General features: G+C 41.7%; 15 protein-coding genes and 1 tRNA gene. 12 read left to right on the forward strand and 4 right to left on the reverse strand.

Features of this window, described 5'->3' with window-relative positions:
- The first annotated feature begins 5 nt into the window (after nucleotides 1–5).
- From HT731_RS01270 to HT731_RS01280, 3 genes are all read left to right on the forward strand, one after another.
- Nucleotides 6–545, forward strand: a complete 540-nt coding sequence (locus HT731_RS01270) for a 5-formyltetrahydrofolate cyclo-ligase (protein WP_061759663.1) — start codon at nucleotides 6–8, stop codon at nucleotides 543–545.
- Nucleotides 529–1209: a rhomboid family intramembrane serine protease gene (locus HT731_RS01275; RefSeq protein ID WP_061759662.1), complete on the forward strand. Its 681-nt coding sequence runs from the start codon at nucleotides 529–531 to the stop codon at nucleotides 1207–1209. The genes HT731_RS01270 and HT731_RS01275 overlap by 17 nt, the downstream gene beginning before the upstream one ends.
- Before the next feature lie 184 nt (nucleotides 1210–1393).
- A complete protein-coding gene (locus HT731_RS01280; protein ID WP_000426562.1) occupies nucleotides 1394–1921 on the forward strand; it encodes an AAA family ATPase in 528 nt (175 codons plus the stop codon).
- A gap of 136 nt (nucleotides 1922–2057) precedes the next feature.
- Here HT731_RS01280 and galU read toward each other — a convergent pair whose 3' ends face one another.
- The 4 genes from galU to argS form a co-directional block, all read right to left on the reverse strand.
- The gene (gene galU, locus HT731_RS01285) at nucleotides 2058–2957 is read right to left on the reverse strand and encodes a UTP--glucose-1-phosphate uridylyltransferase GalU (RefSeq protein ID WP_061759661.1); all 900 of its coding nucleotides are present in this window, start codon (nucleotides 2955–2957) and stop codon (nucleotides 2058–2060) included.
- 21 nt (nucleotides 2958–2978) lie between these two features.
- Nucleotides 2979–3995: an NAD(P)H-dependent glycerol-3-phosphate dehydrogenase gene (locus tag HT731_RS01290; RefSeq protein WP_061759660.1), complete on the reverse strand. Its 1017-nt coding sequence runs from the start codon at nucleotides 3993–3995 to the stop codon at nucleotides 2979–2981.
- A gap of 167 nt (nucleotides 3996–4162) precedes the next feature.
- On the reverse strand, nucleotides 4163–4408 hold the full coding sequence (locus HT731_RS01295) for a hypothetical protein (RefSeq protein ID WP_060806196.1): 246 nt from the start codon (nucleotides 4406–4408) through the stop codon (nucleotides 4163–4165).
- A 377-nt stretch (nucleotides 4409–4785) separates the two neighbouring features.
- Nucleotides 4786–6477 carry an arginine--tRNA ligase gene (gene argS, locus HT731_RS01300; RefSeq protein ID WP_173277327.1) on the reverse strand — a complete coding sequence of 564 codons (1692 nt, stop codon included), beginning with the start codon at nucleotides 6475–6477 and terminating at the stop codon, nucleotides 4786–4788.
- Nucleotides 6478–6612: 135 nt separating this feature from the next.
- Between argS and argR the strand changes: the two genes are divergently transcribed.
- The 9 genes from argR (at nucleotide 6613) to HT731_RS01345 (ending at nucleotide 17852) form a co-directional block, all read left to right on the forward strand.
- A complete protein-coding gene (gene argR / locus HT731_RS01305) occupies nucleotides 6613–7059 on the forward strand; it encodes an arginine repressor (protein ID WP_001231476.1) in 447 nt (148 codons plus the stop codon).
- 50 nt (nucleotides 7060–7109) lie between these two features.
- Nucleotides 7110–9644 (forward strand): DNA mismatch repair protein MutS, encoded by a 2535-nt coding sequence (gene mutS, locus HT731_RS01310; RefSeq protein WP_173277329.1) that lies wholly within the window; start codon nucleotides 7110–7112, stop codon nucleotides 9642–9644.
- Between the two features lie 145 nt (nucleotides 9645–9789).
- The gene (patA, locus tag HT731_RS01315) at nucleotides 9790–11496 is read left to right on the forward strand and encodes a multidrug efflux ABC transporter subunit PatA (RefSeq protein ID WP_061759657.1); all 1707 of its coding nucleotides are present in this window, start codon (nucleotides 9790–9792) and stop codon (nucleotides 11494–11496) included.
- A gap of 1 nt (nucleotide 11497) precedes the next feature.
- Nucleotides 11498–13264: a multidrug efflux ABC transporter subunit PatB gene (gene patB / locus HT731_RS01320; RefSeq protein WP_173277331.1), complete on the forward strand. Its 1767-nt coding sequence runs from the start codon at nucleotides 11498–11500 to the stop codon at nucleotides 13262–13264.
- A gap of 137 nt (nucleotides 13265–13401) precedes the next feature.
- On the forward strand, nucleotides 13402–14091 hold the full coding sequence (locus HT731_RS01325; protein ID WP_000124770.1) for a gamma-glutamyl-gamma-aminobutyrate hydrolase family protein: 690 nt from the start codon (nucleotides 13402–13404) through the stop codon (nucleotides 14089–14091).
- Between the two features lie 170 nt (nucleotides 14092–14261).
- Nucleotides 14262–15611 (forward strand): glucose-6-phosphate isomerase, encoded by a 1350-nt coding sequence (locus HT731_RS01330; protein ID WP_000018269.1) that lies wholly within the window; start codon nucleotides 14262–14264, stop codon nucleotides 15609–15611.
- Between the two features lie 127 nt (nucleotides 15612–15738).
- The gene (gene gltX, locus HT731_RS01335) at nucleotides 15739–17199 is read left to right on the forward strand and encodes a glutamate--tRNA ligase (RefSeq protein WP_173277333.1); all 1461 of its coding nucleotides are present in this window, start codon (nucleotides 15739–15741) and stop codon (nucleotides 17197–17199) included.
- Nucleotides 17200–17212: 13 nt separating this feature from the next.
- Complete coding sequence (locus HT731_RS01340) at nucleotides 17213–17647, forward strand: cytidine deaminase (protein ID WP_173277335.1); 435 nt, start codon at nucleotides 17213–17215, stop codon at nucleotides 17645–17647.
- A gap of 133 nt (nucleotides 17648–17780) precedes the next feature.
- Nucleotides 17781–17852, forward strand: a tRNA-Glu gene (locus HT731_RS01345).
- Nucleotides 17853–18046: the final 194 nt, after the last annotated feature.

The raw sequence follows: 18046 nt of genomic DNA on the forward strand, positions 1-18046 counted from the left end.
TGTCTATGAAATCGGAATTACGTAAGCAAGTCTTGCATGAAATGAAGGCTATATCTCAAGAGCAAAAGCCGGCTATCGACCAAGCTTTAACCGAGCGACTTTTACACCATCCCTTTTACCAAGAAGCGAAAGTCATCGCAACCTATCTCTCTTTTCCGCACGAATTTCAAACGCAGGAACTGATTGAGCAGGTGCTGAAGGACGGCAAGAAGGTTCTGATACCTAAAACCTATCCCAAGGGGCGCATGGAGTTTGTGGTCTATAATCCGCAGCAATTAGTAAAAACTTCCTTTGGCTTACTGGAGCCACAGGGAGAGTTGGAAGTAGTGGAGGCTTCTCAGATTGATTTGATTCATGTTCCTGGCTTGGCTTTTACAACGGAAGGATGTCGGATTGGATACGGCGGAGGTTATTATGATCGCTATCTGGAACATTTTACTGGCCATACTTTGAGTACGATTTATCCTTGTCAAGTTCAGGACTTTATCACTGAAAACCATGATATTCCTGTTCAGGAGGTATTAATTGATGAAGGAAATCTTTGATAGGCGTTATCCTGTGACGAGTTTCTTCCTCTTAGTGACGGCCTTGGTGTTTCTACTAATGCTGGTGACTGCAGGCGGAAACTTTGATAGGGCGGATACCTTATTTCGATTTGGAGCCATGTATGGCCCTGCCATTCGTCTCTTTCCCGAGCAAGTTTGGCGTCTCTTCTCTGCCATCTTTGTCCATATTGGTTGGGAGCATTTCATTGTCAATATGCTTTCGCTTTATTATCTTGGTAGGCAAGTAGAGGAAATTTTTGGATCCAAGAAGTTTTTCTTTCTCTATCTCTTATCAGGAATGATGGGCAATCTCTTTGTTTTTGTATTTAGTCCCAAATCCTTAGCCGTAGGAGCCTCTACTTCTCTCTATGGACTATTTGCTGCAATTATCGTTCTTCGCTATGCAACTCGCAATCCTTATATCCAGCAGTTGGGCCAATCCTATCTGACACTTTTTGTGGTTAATATTATTGGAAGTGTTCTGATTCCAGGAATAAGCCTAGCAGGTCATATCGGTGGTGCAGTTGGTGGAGCATTTCTAGCAGTTATCTTTCCAGTTCGAGGAGAAAGACTGATCTATAGTGTCAGTCAGAGGTTAGGAGCGGTAGTGTTGTTTGTAATACTTGCAGTGTTGCTTTTCTACAAGGGAATGAGCTATGTGTAGGGAATGAATAGTTAAATGCGCATGGATTCAGTTGCCAATAAGTCATCTACAAAGATGACTTTTTTGTTGCAAAATTGGAAGGAGCTAGTTTCTTGTATCTTATGATTTGATGAATTTGTCTGATCTTTAATAGACTAAAAAATGCTATAATAGTCAATAATAAAAGAATGGACGAGGTAGTCGAATGGAAAATTGTGTTTACATCATTTCAGGCCCTCCTGGTGTTGGGAAAAGCACAGTCAGTAAGGAGTTGGCCTATTCTTTTAAGAAAAGTGCAGTAATTGAAGGCGACATGATTTATTTAATGATTAAAGGAGGACTCGTGGCTCCTTGGGAAGATGATGGTTATTACATGGATTTATTTTGGGATAATATCATCAGTCTGATCAATAATTTCATCGACCGAGGCATTACCGTTGTGATAGAATATGTCATTTTTGAAGAGCAACTAAAGAAAATTGCAACCTTCTTAAAAGAAAAACAAATCAGTTTAAAATACTGTGTCCTGCTGGCTGAAGAAGAAACCTTGAAAAAACGAGATTCCTTAAGGAAAGAAATTGAGAGAACAGGCGATTTATCAATCCAGTCAAGAAATGAGTTCCTAGCTAAAAATATCAAAAAAAATCACTTGCTGTTTACAGATCAGTTAGATGCTAGAGAAACGGCTCGGATCATCAAAACGTCAATCAGATTTGTGTTTGAAATTCTGTAGTCAGTGACAAATTACCAAGATTGCGATGGGAGATTGACAGAGATACCTCAGCAATTTTAAATCGCATGCAATTTTAAAGTAAAAGCATCTCTAGAGAACAAATTTTAGAGATGCTTTTTTACATATGCAAGATGGATTATTCTCCCTCAGCCAATTCTTTTCCCAGTTGGATGAGGTAATTTTTCAAATCATCTTTGACTTGTGGGTGCTTGAGGGCGTAGTCAATAGATGTTTTCATAAAGCCGAACTTATCCCCAACGTCGTAACGAGCTCCTGTAAATTCACGGGCGAAAACACGTTGTGTTTTATTAAGCGTATCAATAGCGTCGGTAAGTTGGATCTCATTTCCAGCACCAGGAGTTTGATTTTCTAAGATATCAAAAATCTCAGGTGTGAGAAGATAGCGACCGATAATTGCCAAATCACTTGGAGCATCTTCTGGAGCTGGTTTTTCAACGAAAGTTTCGACGCTATAGCGACCATTGATTCCTTCTCCTTGAGGCGCTATAACCCCATATGATGAAACGTCTTCGTGTGGTACGGGCATGACAGCAATGGTTGATGCGTGTGTCTTTTCGTAATCATTCATCAATTGTTTTGTCAAAGGAACGGCATTCTCGTCTGTGATGTCCATAAGGTCATCACCCAGCATGACAACAAAAGGTTCATTGCCTACAAAAGCTTTAGCTTGTAAGACAGCATCTCCCAGACCACGAGGATGGCTTTGACGGATAAAGTGAAGGCGCATACCAGTTGCTTCATCCACCAATTTTAACAAATCCGTTTTGCCTTTTTCCTTAAGATTGTATTCAAGCTCAAAGTTTGAGTCAAAGTGGTCCTCAATAGAACGTTTTGATTTACCAGTGACAACCAGAATATCTTCAATACCTGATTTAAGAGCCTCTTCCACGATAAACTGGATAGTTGGTTTGTCTACAATTGGCAACATTTCTTTGGCAAGGGCCTTGGTGGCTGGTAAAAATCGAGTCCCTAGTCCAGCGGCAGGAATGACTGCCTTTCTAACTGTTGATGTCATAAGAATCCTTTCTTTAGAGAGTTAAGACCACTCATTTTCTGCTTTAAATTCATTGTTCATGATGTCATAAATGGCATCTTTGATATTGGTTCCGTTGTAAATAACTTGGTAAATGGCCTGTGTAATCGGCATATAGACTCCAAGTTCTTGCGCTAGTTCATAGGCTGCTCGAGTCGTTGAAATTCCTTCAATTACCATGCCCATATTAGCTTCTATATCAGCTAGGGATTCTCCACGACCAAGGGCATCTCCAGCTCTCCAGTTACGAGAGTGGATGGAGGTTCCTGTTACGATCAAATCTCCCACACCAGATAAGCCGCTATAGGTCAATGGATTAGCCCCGAGTGCTACCCCTAAGCGAGTAATTTCTGCCAAACCTCGAGCGATGATGGCTGCCTTAGCATTGTCACCAAATCCCAGACCATGCAAGGCTCCAGCACCGACAGCAATAATGTTTTTAAGAGCACCAGCAGTTTCGACCCCGATAACATCCGTATTGGTATAAAGTCGGAAGTAGTGATTACTAAAGAGTTCCTGAACGTATTGAGCTGTTTGTAAATTCTTAGAAGCAGCAGTGATTAAAGTCAGGTCACGAACAATGGTTTCTTCCGCATGACTAGGTCCTGAAACAACGACGATATCACTGCGGAGATGTTCAGGAATTTCTTCTTCAAGGATGGTTGATAATCGTTTATGACTATCAGGCTCTAATCCCTTTGAAGCGTGCATGATGATAGCCTTATGATCCAAGGTTTGTGCAACTTGCTGGGCAACAAGTCGTGTCACTTTTGTTGGGACAACAAACAAAATCGCATCTACATCTTTCAGTGTTTCTGCTAAGTCAGTGTAGGCATTGATTTTGTCATCTAGAACGACATCTTTAAAGTAGTGCTTGTTAGTATGATAGGTATTAATTTCATTGATTTGCTCAGGCAGATTTCCCCAAATACGTACCTCGTGCCCATTGTCATTTAAGACTTGTGAAAGGGCAGTTCCCCAAGAACCAGGCCCCAAGACGGCGACGGTTTGTTTTTCCATGATTTCCTCCTTAATAGAGTCCTTTCCATTATTCTATCATATTCTAGAGGATTTTGCACTTTCATTGCTGGGGAGTGGTGGTTTTGTTGCTTGAAAAATATATAAAAACCGAGACGAAGTATTAAAGTCTTAGTCTCGGTTTTGATATTCCTTAAAGAATAGCTAGGTTATTTCAATTGATCTGTAATGTCTTTTGATAGCAACATTCCTAGATGATAAGTTTTATTGATGTAAGCAATGACATCATTGATATTTTCAGTCGTGTGAATTTTCTCTTTGATGTCAGCCCTAAATGTTTCATCCTTTAAAAGTTGTTCTTGGTAGAGCTTTTGCAATCTTTCCTTCTCGTATTTATTGAGCAGAAAAAGGAACACCAAGCTAATTACAACGAGGATATAAGCATATTGGCTCATAGGAAATCTCCCTGTATGATAAAGAAATAGTAGTGAATAAATTGATTCAGTGGGCCTAAAATAGCAGAATCAGTCAGCAAAACTTGATAAGATTTTTGATAGGCTTCTAAAACCAAGCTCGTATAGGATTGAACGTCAGTTACTTAGACTGCTTTACAATCAAGTAATTAAAAGATTACGACATGAGCCTAACCGAATCAATATTATTTGGATTGGTGAATTAGTGAAGCGTTTAGGTAAGTATCTCTGGTTACGACGTAAAGAAACATACATCGATAATATTTATGTTTCTTTACTAGTGAAGCAGTTAGCTAGTCCGCATATAAGCGGCTAGCGTCTAACAATTAGGAACTTTAGTTCCAATTGTTAGTACTGAATCACATCTTCTCTGGCGCTTCTACTCCAAGCAAGCGAAGTGCTTCTTTGAGAACGACTGCTGTTGCGTAGCTGAGGGCTAGACGGCTGTCGCGTTCTGGGCTTTCATCCAAGATACGCGTATGTGCATAGTATTTGTTAAAGGCTTGAGCTAGGCTAATTACAAATTTAGCAATGATAGAAGGTTCAAAGTTATCTGCTGCACGGTTGATAATACGTGGGAAGTCTTGGATGAGTTTGATGATTTCCCAGCTTTCAGCATCATTCAAGCTATAGTTGCCGTCTGTTTCTGGTTTGAAATCTGCTTTGCGTAAGATCGATTGGATACGAGCGTAGGCATATTGAACATAAGGACCTGTTTCGCCTTCAAAGGATACCATAGCTTCAAGGTCGAAGTCGTACCCATTTGTACGGTCGGTCTTGAGGTCATAGAATTTAATAGCTCCGACCCCAACAGCATGTGCTACCTGATCTTTATTTTCCAATTCAGGATTTTTAGCCTCGATTTGGGCTTTGGCACGACTAACAGCCTCTGCAACAGTAGGCTCTAGCAAGATAACATTCCCTTTACGAGTAGAGAGTTTTTTCCCTTCTTTTGTAACCAATCCAAAAGGAACGTGGGTAATGTTGTCACTCCAGTCGTAGCCCATTTCTTGCAAGACAGCTTTGAGCTGTTTAAAGTGGGCAGATTGCTCTTGACCAACGACGTAGATCGATTTGGCAAATTGGTATTCATTTTTACGGTAAAGGGCTGCAGCCAAGTCACGTGTGATATAGAGAGTTGCACCATCAGATTTCTTGATGAGGGCTGGATGCTCAATTCCATATTTCTCAAGATTGACAACTTGGGCACCTTCTGATTCTACAAGAAGGCCTTTTTCAGAAAGAATGTCTACAACTGCATCCATTTTATCGTTGTAGAAGGCTTCTCCGTTGTAACTGTCAAATTCGACTTGCAATTCATTGTAAAGGCGGTTAAATTCCACCAAACTTTCATCACGGAACCATTGCCAAAGAGCGAGAGCTTCCTCATCTCCATTTTCCAGTTTACGGAACCATTCGCGTGCTTCTTCATCCAAGCTAGGGTCGTTTTCAGCTTCAGCATTGATACGGACATAGAGTTTAAGAAGTTCATCGATTGGATGAGCTTTTACAGCTTCTTCGTTGCCCCATTTTTTGTAGGCAACAATCAACATCCCAAACTGTTTACCCCAGTCTCCCAAATGGTTGACCTTGACCGTTTGATAACCGATTTTTTGGAAAATATGTGACAAGCTATCTCCGATAACAGTTGAGCGCAGGTGACCAATAGAAAATGGTTTAGCGATATTGGGACTAGACATATCGATAACAACATTTTCTTGTTTACCAATATGTTGGTCAGCATAGTGTTCTTTTTCAGTGATAACAGCTTGCAATACTTGAGCAGAAATGGCAGATTTATCAAGGAAAAAGTTAACGTAAGGCCCCGTTGCAACAACCTTTTCAAAGGCTTGGCTGTTAATCTTTTCAGCCAGTTCAGCAGCAATCATTTGAGGTGCCTTACGTTCGACTTTTGCAAGAGAAAAAGCAGGGAAAGCAATGTCTCCCATTTCTGAGTTTTTAGGGGTTTCCAGTAAATTTAAAATAGCCTCTTGGTCCAGGCTATCAATGACGCTAGCCAACTCGCTAGCAATCAATTCTTTTGTATTCATTAAGAGCTCCTTTTTGGACTTTTCTACTATTTTATCACAATTTTAAAGAAAGAAGAAAAAATTTTTGAAATCTCCTGTTTTTTTGGTATAATATAGTTATAAAATTAGTTATAAATATTCATATAAGAGGATTTTATGAGAAAAAGAGATCGTCATCAGTTAATAAAAAAAATGATTACTGAGGAGAAATTAAGTACACAAAAAGAAATTCAAGATCGGTTAGAGGCGCACAATGTTTTTGTGACGCAGACAACCCTGTCTCGTGATTTGCGCGAAATCGGCTTGACCAAGGTCAAGAAAAATGATATGGTGTATTATGTACTAGCAAATGAGACAGAAAAGATTGATTTGGTGGAATTTTTGTCTCATCATTTAGAAGGTGTTGCAAGAGCAGAGTTTACCTTGGTACTTCATACCAAATTGGGAGAAGCTTCTGTTTTGGCAAATATTGTAGATGCAAACAAGGATGAATGGATTTTAGGAACAGTTGCTGGTGCCAATACCTTATTGGTCATTTGTCGAGACCAGCACGTTGCCAAACTCATGGAAGATCGTTTGCTAGATTTGATGAAAGATAAGTAAGGTCTTGAGAGTTGCTCTCAAGACTTATTTTTGACAAGGAGAGACGGAAAATGGCGACAGAAAAGCTATCACCCGGCATGCAACAGTATGTGGATATTAAAAAGCAATATCCAGATGCGTTTTTGCTCTTTCGTATGGGTGATTTTTATGAATTATTTTATGAGGATGCGGTCAATGCTGCGCAGATTCTGGAAATTTCCTTAACGAGTCGCAACAAGAATGCCGACAATCCGATTCCTATGGCGGGTGTTCCCTATCATTCTGCCCAACAGTACATTGATGTCTTGATTGAGCGGGGCTATAAGGTAGCCATTGCTGAACAGATGGAAGATCCTAAACAAGCAGTTGGGGTTGTGAAACGAGAGGTTGTTCAGGTCATTACGCCAGGGACAGTGGTCGATAGCAGTAAGCCGGATAGTCAGAACAACTTCTTGGTTGCCATAGACCGTGCTGGCAATCAATTTGGCCTAGCTTATATGGACCTGGTGACGGGTGACTTTTATGTGACAGGTCTTTTGGATTTTACGCTGGTTTGTGGGGAAATCCGCAATCTCAAGGCTCGAGAAGTGGTGCTGGGTTATGACTTGTCTGAGGAAGAAGAACAAATCCTTAGTCGTCAGATGAATCTGGTACTTTCCTATGAAAAAGAAGGCTTTGAAGACCTTCATTTACTGGATTCACGATTGGCAGCTGTGGAACAAGCGGCATCTAGTAAGTTGCTCCAGTATGTCCATCGAACTCAGATGAGGGAATTGAACCACCTCAAGCCTGTTATCCGCTATGAGATCAAGGATTTCTTGCAGATGGATTATGCGACCAAGGCTAGTCTGGATTTGGTTGAGAATGCTCGGTCAGGCAAGAAGCAAGGCAGTCTTTTCTGGCTTTTGGATGAAACCAAAACAGCTATGGGTATGCGGCTGTTACGTTCTTGGATCCATCGTCCTTTGATTGATAAGGAACGAATCGTCCAACGTCAAGAGGTGGTGCAGGTCTTTCTCGACCATTTCTTTGAGCGCAGTGATTTGACAGACAGCCTCAAGGGTGTCTATGATATCGAACGCTTGGCTAGTCGTGTTTCTTTTGGAAAAACCAATCCCAAGGATCTCTTGCAGTTGGCGACCACCTTATCTAGTGTGCCACGGATTCGTGCGATTTTAGAAGGAATGGAGCAACCTGCTCTAGCTTATCTCATCGAACAACTGGATGGAATCCCTGAGTTGGAGAGTTTGATTAGTGCGGCGATTGCTCCTGAAGCTCCCCATGTGATTACAGAAGGTGGCATTATCCGGACTGGATTTGATGAGACTTTAGACAAGTACCGTCGTGTGCTCAGAGAAGGGACTGGTTGGATTGCTGAGATTGAGGCCAAGGAGCGAGAAAACTCTGGTATTAGTACGCTCAAGATTGACTACAATAAAAAGGATGGCTACTATTTCCATGTGACCAATTCGCAACTAGGAAATGTGCCTGCTCACTTTTTCCGCAAGGCAACGCTGAAAAACTCAGAACGTTTTGGAACCGAAGAATTAGCCCGTATCGAGGGAGATATGCTGGAGGCGCGTGAGAAGTCAGCTAACCTAGAGTACGAAATTTTTATGCGTATTCGTGAAGAGGTCAGCAAGTACATCCAGCGTTTGCAGGCTCTAGCTCAAGGAATTGCGACAGTTGATGTCTTACAGAGTCTGGCGGTTGTGGCTGAAACCCAACATTTGATTCGACCTGAATTCGGAGATGATTCGCGAATTGATATCCAGCAAGGGCGCCATGCTGTCGTTGAAAAGGTTATGGGGGCTCAGACCTATATTCCCAATACGATTCAGATGGCAGAAGATACCAGTATTCAACTGATTACAGGGCCAAACATGAGCGGGAAATCTACCTACATGCGTCAGTTAGCCATGACGGCGGTTATGGCCCAGATGGGTTCTTATGTGCCAGCAGAAAGCGCCCATTTACCGATTTTTGATGCGATTTTTACCCGTATCGGAGCAGCCGATGACTTGGTTTCAGGTCAATCAACCTTCATGGTGGAGATGATGGAGGCCAACAATGCCATTTCGCATGCAACAAAGAATTCCTTGATTCTCTTTGATGAGTTAGGTCGTGGAACTGCAACTTATGATGGTATGGCTCTTGCTCAGTCTATCATCGAATACATTCATGAGCATATCGGAGCCAAGACCCTCTTTGCGACCCACTACCATGAGTTGACTAGTCTAGAGTCCAGCCTGGAACACTTGATCAATGTTCACGTGGCAACCTTGGAGCAGGATGGGCAGGTCACCTTCCTTCACAAGATTGAACCAGGGCCAGCCGATAAATCCTATGGTATCCATGTTGCCAAGATTGCTGGCTTGCCAGCAGACCTTTTAGCAAGGGCGGATAAGATTTTGACTCAGTTAGAGAGTCAGGGTACAGAAAGTCCTGCTCCAATGAGGCAAACAAGTGCTGTCACTGAACAGATTTCACTCTTTGACGCGCCAGCAGACCATCCTATCCTAGCAGAATTAGCTAAACTGGATGTTTACAATATGACACCTATGCAGGCTATGAATGTCTTGGTCGAGTTAAAACAAAAATTATAAAGAATGAATTACTTGTCATTCTAGCTATATCAAGGGGACTTCTTTGACAATCCCTCACTTTTTTGCTAGAATAACATCACACAAACAGAATGAGAAGGAGCTGACACATTGTCGCTCCCTTTTGTCTATTTTTTAAGGAGAAAGTATGCTAATTCAGAAAATAAAAACCTACAAGTGGCAGGCCTTAGCTTCGCTTCTGATGACAGGCTTGATGGTTGCTAGTTCACTTCTGCAACCGCGTTATCTGCAGGAAGTGTTAGACGCCCTCCTTGCTGGGAAATATGAAGCTATTTATAGTATCGGGGCTTGGTTGATTGGTGTGGCCTTGGTCGGTTTGGTTGCTGGTGGGCTTAATGTTATCCTTGCAGCCTATATTGCCCAAGGAGTTTCATCCGACCTTCGAGAGGATGCCTTCCGTAAAATCCAAACCTTTTCTTATGCCAATATTGAACAATTTAATGCGGGAAATCTAGTTGTTCGCATGACAAATGATATCAACCAGATTCAGAACGTGGTCATGATGACCTTCCAAATTCTTTTCAGGCTCCCCCTCTTGTTCATCGGTTCGTTTATCTTGGCTGTTCAAACCTTACCTTCTCTGTGGTGGGTGATTGTTCTCATGGTAGTCTTGATTTTTGGTTTGACTGCTGTCATGATGGGGATGATGGGGCCTCGTTTTGCCAAGTTTCAAACCCTTCTTGAACGCATCAATGCCATTGCCAAGGAAAATTTGCGTGGCGTTCGTGTGGTCAAGTCCTTTGTCCAAGAAAAAGAGCAGTTTGCTAAGTTTACGGAGGTTTCAGACGAGCTACTCGGTCAAAATCTTTACATTGGTTATGCCTTTTCAGTAGTGGAACCTTTCATGATGTTGGTCGGTTATGGGGCGGTATTCCTCTCTATTTGGCTGGTTGCGGGGATGGTTCAGTCGGATCCGTCAGTTGTTGGTTCCATTGCTTCCTTTGTCAATTACCTAAGCCAGATTATCTTTACCATTGTTATGGTTGGATTTTTGGGAAATTCTGTCAGTCGTGCCATGATTTCTCTGCGTCGTATTCGAGAAATTCTTGATGCAGAGCCAGCCATGACCTTCAAGGATGTGCCAGATGAAGAGTTGGTCGGAAGTCTTAGCTTTGAAAATGTGACCTTTACCTATCCAATGGACAAGGAACCGATGCTGAAAGATGTGAGCTTTACTATTGAACCTGGTCAGATGGTTGGTGTCGTTGGAGCGACTGGTGCAGGAAAATCAACCTTGGCTCAATTGATTCCACGTCTCTTTGACCCACAGGAAGGGGCCATCAAAATCGGAGGCAAGGATATTCGAGAAGTGAGTGAAGGAACCCTGCGTAAAACTGTTTCTATCGTTCTTCAACGTGCCATTCTCTTCAGTGGAACGATTGCAGATAACTTGAGACAGGGTAAGGGAGATGCTACTCTATTTGAAATGGAACGCGCAGCTAATATTGCCCAGGCTAGTGAATTCATTCATCGTATGGAGAAAACCTTTGAAAGTCCAGTTGAGGAAAGGGGAACCAACTTCTCAGGTGGGCAAAAGCAAAGGATGTCGATTGCGCGTGGAATTGTCAGCAATCCACGTATTCTGATTTTTGACGATTCGACCTCGGCCTTGGATGCTAAGTCAGAGCGCCTGGTGCAAGAAGCCTTGAATAAGGACTTGAAGGGAACAACAACCATTATCATCGCGCAAAAGATTAGCTCGGTTGTCCATGCAGATAAAATTTTGGTTCTAGATCAAGGACGATTGATTGGTCAAGGTACGCATGCAGACTTGGTTGCCAACAATGCCGTTTACCGTGAAATCTACGAAACACAGAAGGGAAAGGAGGAGTAAAATGAAGACAGTTCAATTTTTTTGGAATTATTTCAAAGTCTATAAGCTATCATTTGTAGTTGTCATCTTGATGATTGTTCTGGCGACTCTTGCCCAAGCCCTCTTTCCGGTCTTTTCTGGACAAGCAGTGACGCAGTTAGCCAACTTAGTTCAAGCTTATCAAGATGGCAATCCAGAACTTGTTTGGCAGAGTCTATCAGGAATCATGGTCAATCTTGGTCTGCTGGTTTTGGTTCTATTTATCTCCAGTGTCATATACATGTGCCTTATGACGCGCGTGATTGCAGAATCGACCAACGAGATGCGCAAAGGCCTCTTTGGAAAGCTTGCGCGATTGACGGTTTCATTCTTTGACCGCCGACAAGATGGAGATATCCTGTCTCGTTTTACTAGTGATTTGGATAATATCCTCCAAGCCTTTAACGAGAGCTTGATTCAGGTCATGAGCAATATTGTTTTATACATTGGTCTGATTCTTATCATGTTTTCGAGAAATGTGACTCTGGCTCTCATCACCATTGCCAGTACACCAGTAGCCTTCTTCATGCTGATTTTCATCGTGAAAATGGCACGCAAATACACTAACCTCCAGCAAAAAGAGGTAGGGAAACTCAACGCCTATATGGATGAGAGTATCTCAGGCCAAAAAGCTGTCATTGTTCAAGGGATTCAAGAGGATATGATGGCAGGATTTCTTAAACAAAATGAGCGTGTGCGCAAGGCAACCTTTAAAGGAAGAATGTTCTCAGGAATTCTTTTCCCTGTCATGAATGGGATGAGTTTGGTTAACACAGCCATCGTCATCTTTGCGGGTTCGGCTGTACTTTTGAATGATAAGACTATTGAAACAAGTACAGCCCTAGGTTTGATTGTTATGTTTGCCCAATTTTCTCAGCAGTACTACCAGCCTATTATCCAAGTTGCAGCGAGTTGGGGAAGCCTTCAGTTGGCCTTTACTGGAGCTGAGAGGATTCAGGAAATGTTTGATGCAGAGGAAGAAATCCGACCTGAAAAGGCTCCGGCCTTCACTCAGTTACAAGAAGGTGTCGAAATCAGTCATATTGATTTTTCATACTTGCCTGATAAACCTATTTTGAAAGATGTCAGTATTTCTGCCCCTAAAGGCCAGATGACGGCGGTTGTTGGGCCGACAGGTTCAGGAAAAACCACCATTATGAACCTCATCAATCGCTTTTATGATGTTGATGCTGGTGGGATTTATTTTGATGGGAAAGATATTCGTGACTATGATTTAGATAGTCTCAGAAGTAAGGTGGGAATTGTCTTGCAAGATTCGGTCTTGTTTAGCGGAACGATTCGAGACAATATCCGTTTTGGTGTGCCAGATGCTAGTCAGGAAATGGTTGAGGCAGCAGCCAAAGCAACCCATATTCACGACTATATCGAAAGCTTACCTGATAAATACGATACCCTTATCGATGATGAGCAGAGCATCTTCTCGACAGGGCAGAAACAATTGATTTCTATCGCTCGAACACTGATGACAGATCCAGAAGTTCTCATTCTCGATGAAGCAACTTCAAACGTAGATACGGTGACAGAAAGCAAGATTCAGCATGCCATGGAGGCGGTTGTAGCAGGTAGAACCAGTTTTGTCATTGCCCATCGCTTGAAAACCATTCTCAATGCAGACCAGATTATTGTCCTTAAAGATGGAGAAGTCATTGAACGCGGTAGCCATCATGAACTCTTGAAACTAGGTGGATTCTACTCAGAACTCTATCACAATCAATTTGTCTTTGAATAAGAAAGAAGTTGTCCTATGGGGCAGCTTTTTCTTGTCCATAAAAAATATTTATCACAGTCTTAAAAAAAACATATTAGACGAAAGGCGCTTTGAGTGATATGATAGGATTATCGTTAACATTCGAAAGGAGAGGCATCATGGCTAGAACGGTTGTAGGAGTTGCTGCAAATCTATGTCCCGTAGACGCAGAAGGCAAAAACATTCATTCATCTGTATCTTGTAGATTCGCAGAGAGCATTCGTCAAGTCGGTGGTCTCCCTTTAGTCATTCCTGTTGGTGATGAGTCAGTCGTGCGCGATTATGTAGAAATGATTGATAAACTCATCTTGACAGGAGGCCAAAATGTCCATCCTCAGTTTTATGGAGAGAAAAAGACCATCGAGAGCGATGATTACAATCTGGTCCGTGATGAATTTGAATTGGCACTCTTGAAAGAAGCGCTCCGTCAGAATAAACCAATTATGGCAATCTGTCGCGGTGTTCAACTCGTCAATGTTGCCTTTGGTGGAACCCTCAATCAAGAAATCGAAGGTCACTGGCAAGGGCTCCCTTTCGGGACATCTCACTCTATTGAGACAGTAGAAGGAAGCGTGGTGGCCAAGCTGTTTGGAAAAGAAAGTCAGGTCAACTCCGTCCATCGTCAGAGTATTAAAGATTTGGCACCTAATTTCCGTGTAACTGCTATTGATCCAAGAGACCAAACTATCGAAGCGATTGAGTCTATCGATGAGCACCGCATTATCGGTTTGCAGTGGCATCCAGAGTTTCTGGTTAATGAAGAAGATGGCAATTTAGAATTATTTGAGTATTTATTGAATGAACTGTAACGACTGGAACATCTAGTCGTTCTTTCTTTTATTTTTTCAAAATTTTTGGAATGTGGGATTTTTACGCAAACGTTTGAATTCTGATAAAAATTGGAGAAATTCGACAAAAAAACTTGAAAAAAACGAAGGTAAGCGTTATGATAGAAAAGAAGAAATATTGGAGGAATAACATGTCACATATTAAATTTGATTATTCAAAAGTTTTAGACAAATTTGTTGCACCACATGAAGTGGAATACATGCAATCACAAGTAACAGCAGCAGATGAATTGATCCGTAAAGGAACTGGTGCTGGGAGCGACTTCTTGGGATGGTTGGACCTTCCTGAAAACTACGACCGCGAAGAATTTGACCGCATCTTGAAAGCTGCTGAGCAAATCAAATCAGACAGCGATGTTTTGGTTGTGATTGGTATCGGTGGATCTTACCTTGGTGCCAAAGCAGCAATCGACTTCTTGAACCATCACTTTGCTAACTTGCAAACAAAAGAAGAGCGCAAAGCTCCACAAATCCTTTACGCAGGAAACTCAATCTCATCTACTTACCTTGCTGACTTAGTAGAGTATGTTGCGGATAAAGACTTCTCAGTAAACGTGATTTCTAAATCAGGTACAACAACTGAACCAGCTATCGCTTTCCGTGTTTTCAAAGAACTCTTGGTTAAGAAATACGGACAAGAAGAAGCTAACAAACGTATCTATGCAACAACTGACCGCCAAAAAGGTGCGGTTAAGGTTGAAGCAGATGCTAACGGTTGGGAAACATTTGTTGTTCCAGATGACATCGGTGGACGCTTCTCAGTATTGACAGCCGTTGGTTTGCTTCCAATCGCAGCATCAGGAGCTGACATCAAAGCCCTTATGGAAGGTGCGAATGCAGCTCGCAAAGACTACACTTCAGACAAAATCTCTGAAAACGAAGCTTACCAATATGCAGCAGTTCGTAACATCCTTTACCGTAAAGGCTATGCAACTGAGATCTTGGTAAACTACGAGCCATCACTTCAATACTTCTCAGAGTGGTGGAAACAATTGGCTGGTGAATCAGAAGGAAAAGACCAAAAAGGTATCTACCCAACTTCAGCCAACTTCTCAACTGACTTGCACTCACTTGGTCAATTTATTCAAGAAGGAACTCGTATCATGTTTGAAACAGTTGTCCGTGTTGATAAACCTCGTAAAAACGTGATTATTCCTACTTTGGAAGAAGACCTTGATGGACTTGGTTACCTTCAAGGAAAAGACGTTGACTTTGTAAACAAAAAAGCGACTGACGGTGTTCTTCTTGCCCACACAGATGGTGATGTACCAAACATGTATGTGACCCTTCCAGAGCAAGATGCTTTCACTCTTGGTTACACAATCTACTTCTTCGAATTGGCAATTGCCCTTTCTGGTTACTTGAATGCCATCAACCCATTTGACCAACCAGGTGTTGAAGCTTACAAACGCAACATGTTTGCCCTTCTTGGAAAACCAGGATTTGAAGAATTGAGCAAAGAACTTAACGCACGTCTATAATAGAAGAAAAGAGTGGATTGCCCACTCTTTTTACTCTCTTTATTCATAGAAATTGGACTCAGCCAAGACTTGTGATATAATATAGAGAGCAAAAAGGCAGACGCCTAGAGACTTTATAGGAGAAACTATGTCAAAAGATATCCGCGTACGTTACGCACCAAGTCCAACAGGACTACTACACATCGGAAATGCCCGTACAGCATTATTCAACTACCTTTACGCCCGTCATCACGGTGGAACTTTTATCATTCGTATTGAAGATACTGACCGTAAACGACATGTCGAAGATGGTGAACGTTCACAGCTTGAAAACCTTCGTTGGTTGGGCATGAATTGGGATGAAAGTCCAGAAACACATGAAAACTACCGCCAGTCTGAACGTTTGGACTTGTATCAAAAATACATCGACCAATTGCTAGCTGAAGGAAAAGCCTACAAATCTTACGTTACAGAAGAAGAGTTGGTAGCTGAACGCGAACGCCAAGAAGCAGCTGGCGAAACACCACGCTACATCAATGAATACCTTGGTATGAGTGAAGAAGAAAAAGCAGCTTACATCGCAGCACGTGAAGCAGCAGGGCTCATCCCAACTGTTCGTTTGGCTGTCAACGAGTCAGGTATCTACAAGTGGCATGATATGGTCAAAGGTGATATCGAATTTGAAGGTGGCAATATCGGTGGTGACTGGGTTATCCAAAAGAAAGACGGTTACCCAACATACAACTTTGCCGTTGTCATCGATGACCATGATATGCAAATTTCTCACGTAATCCGTGGAGACGACCACATTGCTAATACACCAAAACAACTCATGGTTTATGAAGCACTTGGTTGGGAAGCTCCAGAGTTTGGTCACATGACCTTGATTATCAATTCTGAGACTGGGAAGAAGTTATCTAAACGTGATACTAATACACTTCAATTTATCGAAGATTACAGAAAGAAAGGTTACCTTCCAGAAGCAGTCTTCAACTTTATTGCTCTTCTTGGTTGGAACCCAGGTGGCGAAGATGAGATTTTCTCTCGTGAAGAACTCATTAAACTTTTCGATGAAAACCGCCTGAGCAAGTCTCCAGCAGCCTTTGATCAGAAGAAACTCGACTGGATGAGCAATGATTATATCAAGAATGCAGACCTAGAAACTATCTTTGAAATGGCAAAACCATTCCTAGAAGAAGCAGGTCGATTGACTGACAAGGCTGAAAAACTAGTTGAGCTCTATAAACCACAAATGAAATCAGTTGATGAAATTATTCCATTGACAGATCTCTTCTTCTCAGATTTCCCAGAATTGACAGAAGCAGAGCGCGAAGTTATGGCGGGGGAAACAGTCCCAACAGTTCTTGAAGCCTTCAAAGCAAAACTTGAAGCGATGACAGATGATGAATTTGTGACAGAGAATATCTTCCCACAAATTAAGGCAGTCCAAAAAGAAACAGGCATTAAAGGGAAAAATCTTTTCATGCCTATTCGTATTGCTGTTTCAGGTGAAATGCATGGACCAGAATTACCAGATACAATTTTCTTGCTTGGACGTGAAAAATCAATCCAGCATATCGAAAATATGTTAAAAGAAATCTCTAAGTAAGAAGGGTACAATAATGGACATCTGGGAAAAGATGTACGAAGAAGCACAGAAGCTATACGATCCACATGAAGTATCTGATTTTGTTTACGCTAACCATGTTGTGGCCTCAGTAGAAGCAGAAGATGGACAAATATTTACAGGATTCTGTATGGAGGGAACCTGTGGTGTTTTCCATCTCTGCGCAGAGCGGGCAGCACTCTTCAATATGTACCAATTCTCGGGACAAACTAAGGTTAAAAAAGTATTAGCCTTTCGAGACAAACCACCTTATGGTGGAAGTTCGGGTATGCCTTGTGGCGCTTGCAGAGAGTTTCTCTTAGAGTTGAACGCTGAAAATAAAGATGCAGAATTCATGATGGACTACAATAGAAGAAAGACTGTTAAAGTTGCAGAACTAATGCCCTATTGGTGGGGAGAAGAACGTGCTTCTAAGTTTAATGAGAAATAGAAGAGTCAGTATAATTCTGGCTCTTTTTACTATAATTTGAAAAACGAATTGAAAAATTTGTAAAAAGTTTAAAAAAGTAGTTGACAAAAAACAAAAAGGCTGTATAATAGTAAGAGTTGAAAATAACAACTCAGGTCCGTTGGTCAAGGGGTTAAGACACCGCCTTTTCACGGCGGTAACACGGGTTCGAATCCCGTACGGACTATGGTATGTTGCAGATAAAATACTGATTGAAAAAAATTAAAAAAAGTTTCAAAAAAGTGTTGACAAGCGAAAGCGACTGTGATATACTAATATAGTTGTCACTTGAGAGAAGCGAGTGACAAAGACCTTTGAAAACTGAACAAGACGAACCAATGTGCAGGGCACTACAACAACTGTTGTAGTACTGAACAATGA

Source organism: Streptococcus sp. k-163, from assembly GCF_013277555.1.
GTDB lineage: Bacteria > Bacillota > Bacilli > Lactobacillales > Streptococcaceae > Streptococcus.

What these genes read in the sequence shown, in the direction of transcription:
- HT731_RS01290 (WP_061759660.1), bottom strand. Translation starts at nt 3,995, where the DNA reads ATGGAAAAACAAACCGTCGCCGTCTTGGGGCCTGGTTCTTGGGGAACT.
- HT731_RS01325 (WP_000124770.1), top strand. Translation starts at nt 13,402, where the DNA reads ATGGCTAGAACGGTTGTAGGAGTTGCTGCAAATCTATGTCCCGTAGAC.
- patB (WP_173277331.1), top strand. Translation starts at nt 11,498, where the DNA reads ATGAAGACAGTTCAATTTTTTTGGAATTATTTCAAAGTCTATAAGCTA.
- HT731_RS01295 (WP_060806196.1), bottom strand. Translation starts at nt 4,408, where the DNA reads ATGAGCCAATATGCTTATATCCTCGTTGTAATTAGCTTGGTGTTCCTT.
- HT731_RS01270 (WP_061759663.1), top strand. Translation starts at nt 6, where the DNA reads ATGAAATCGGAATTACGTAAGCAAGTCTTGCATGAAATGAAGGCTATA.
- argS (WP_173277327.1), bottom strand. Translation starts at nt 6,477, where the DNA reads ATGAATACAAAAGAATTGATTGCTAGCGAGTTGGCTAGCGTCATTGAT.
- mutS (WP_173277329.1), top strand. Translation starts at nt 7,110, where the DNA reads ATGGCGACAGAAAAGCTATCACCCGGCATGCAACAGTATGTGGATATT.
- HT731_RS01275 (WP_061759662.1), top strand. Translation starts at nt 529, where the DNA reads ATGAAGGAAATCTTTGATAGGCGTTATCCTGTGACGAGTTTCTTCCTC.
- gltX (WP_173277333.1), top strand. Translation starts at nt 15,739, where the DNA reads ATGTCAAAAGATATCCGCGTACGTTACGCACCAAGTCCAACAGGACTA.
- HT731_RS01330 (WP_000018269.1), top strand. Translation starts at nt 14,262, where the DNA reads ATGTCACATATTAAATTTGATTATTCAAAAGTTTTAGACAAATTTGTT.
- galU (WP_061759661.1), bottom strand. Translation starts at nt 2,957, where the DNA reads ATGACATCAACAGTTAGAAAGGCAGTCATTCCTGCCGCTGGACTAGGG.
- argR (WP_001231476.1), top strand. Translation starts at nt 6,613, where the DNA reads ATGAGAAAAAGAGATCGTCATCAGTTAATAAAAAAAATGATTACTGAG.
- HT731_RS01280 (WP_000426562.1), top strand. Translation starts at nt 1,394, where the DNA reads ATGGAAAATTGTGTTTACATCATTTCAGGCCCTCCTGGTGTTGGGAAA.
- patA (WP_061759657.1), top strand. Translation starts at nt 9,790, where the DNA reads ATGCTAATTCAGAAAATAAAAACCTACAAGTGGCAGGCCTTAGCTTCG.
- HT731_RS01340 (WP_173277335.1), top strand. Translation starts at nt 17,213, where the DNA reads ATGGACATCTGGGAAAAGATGTACGAAGAAGCACAGAAGCTATACGAT.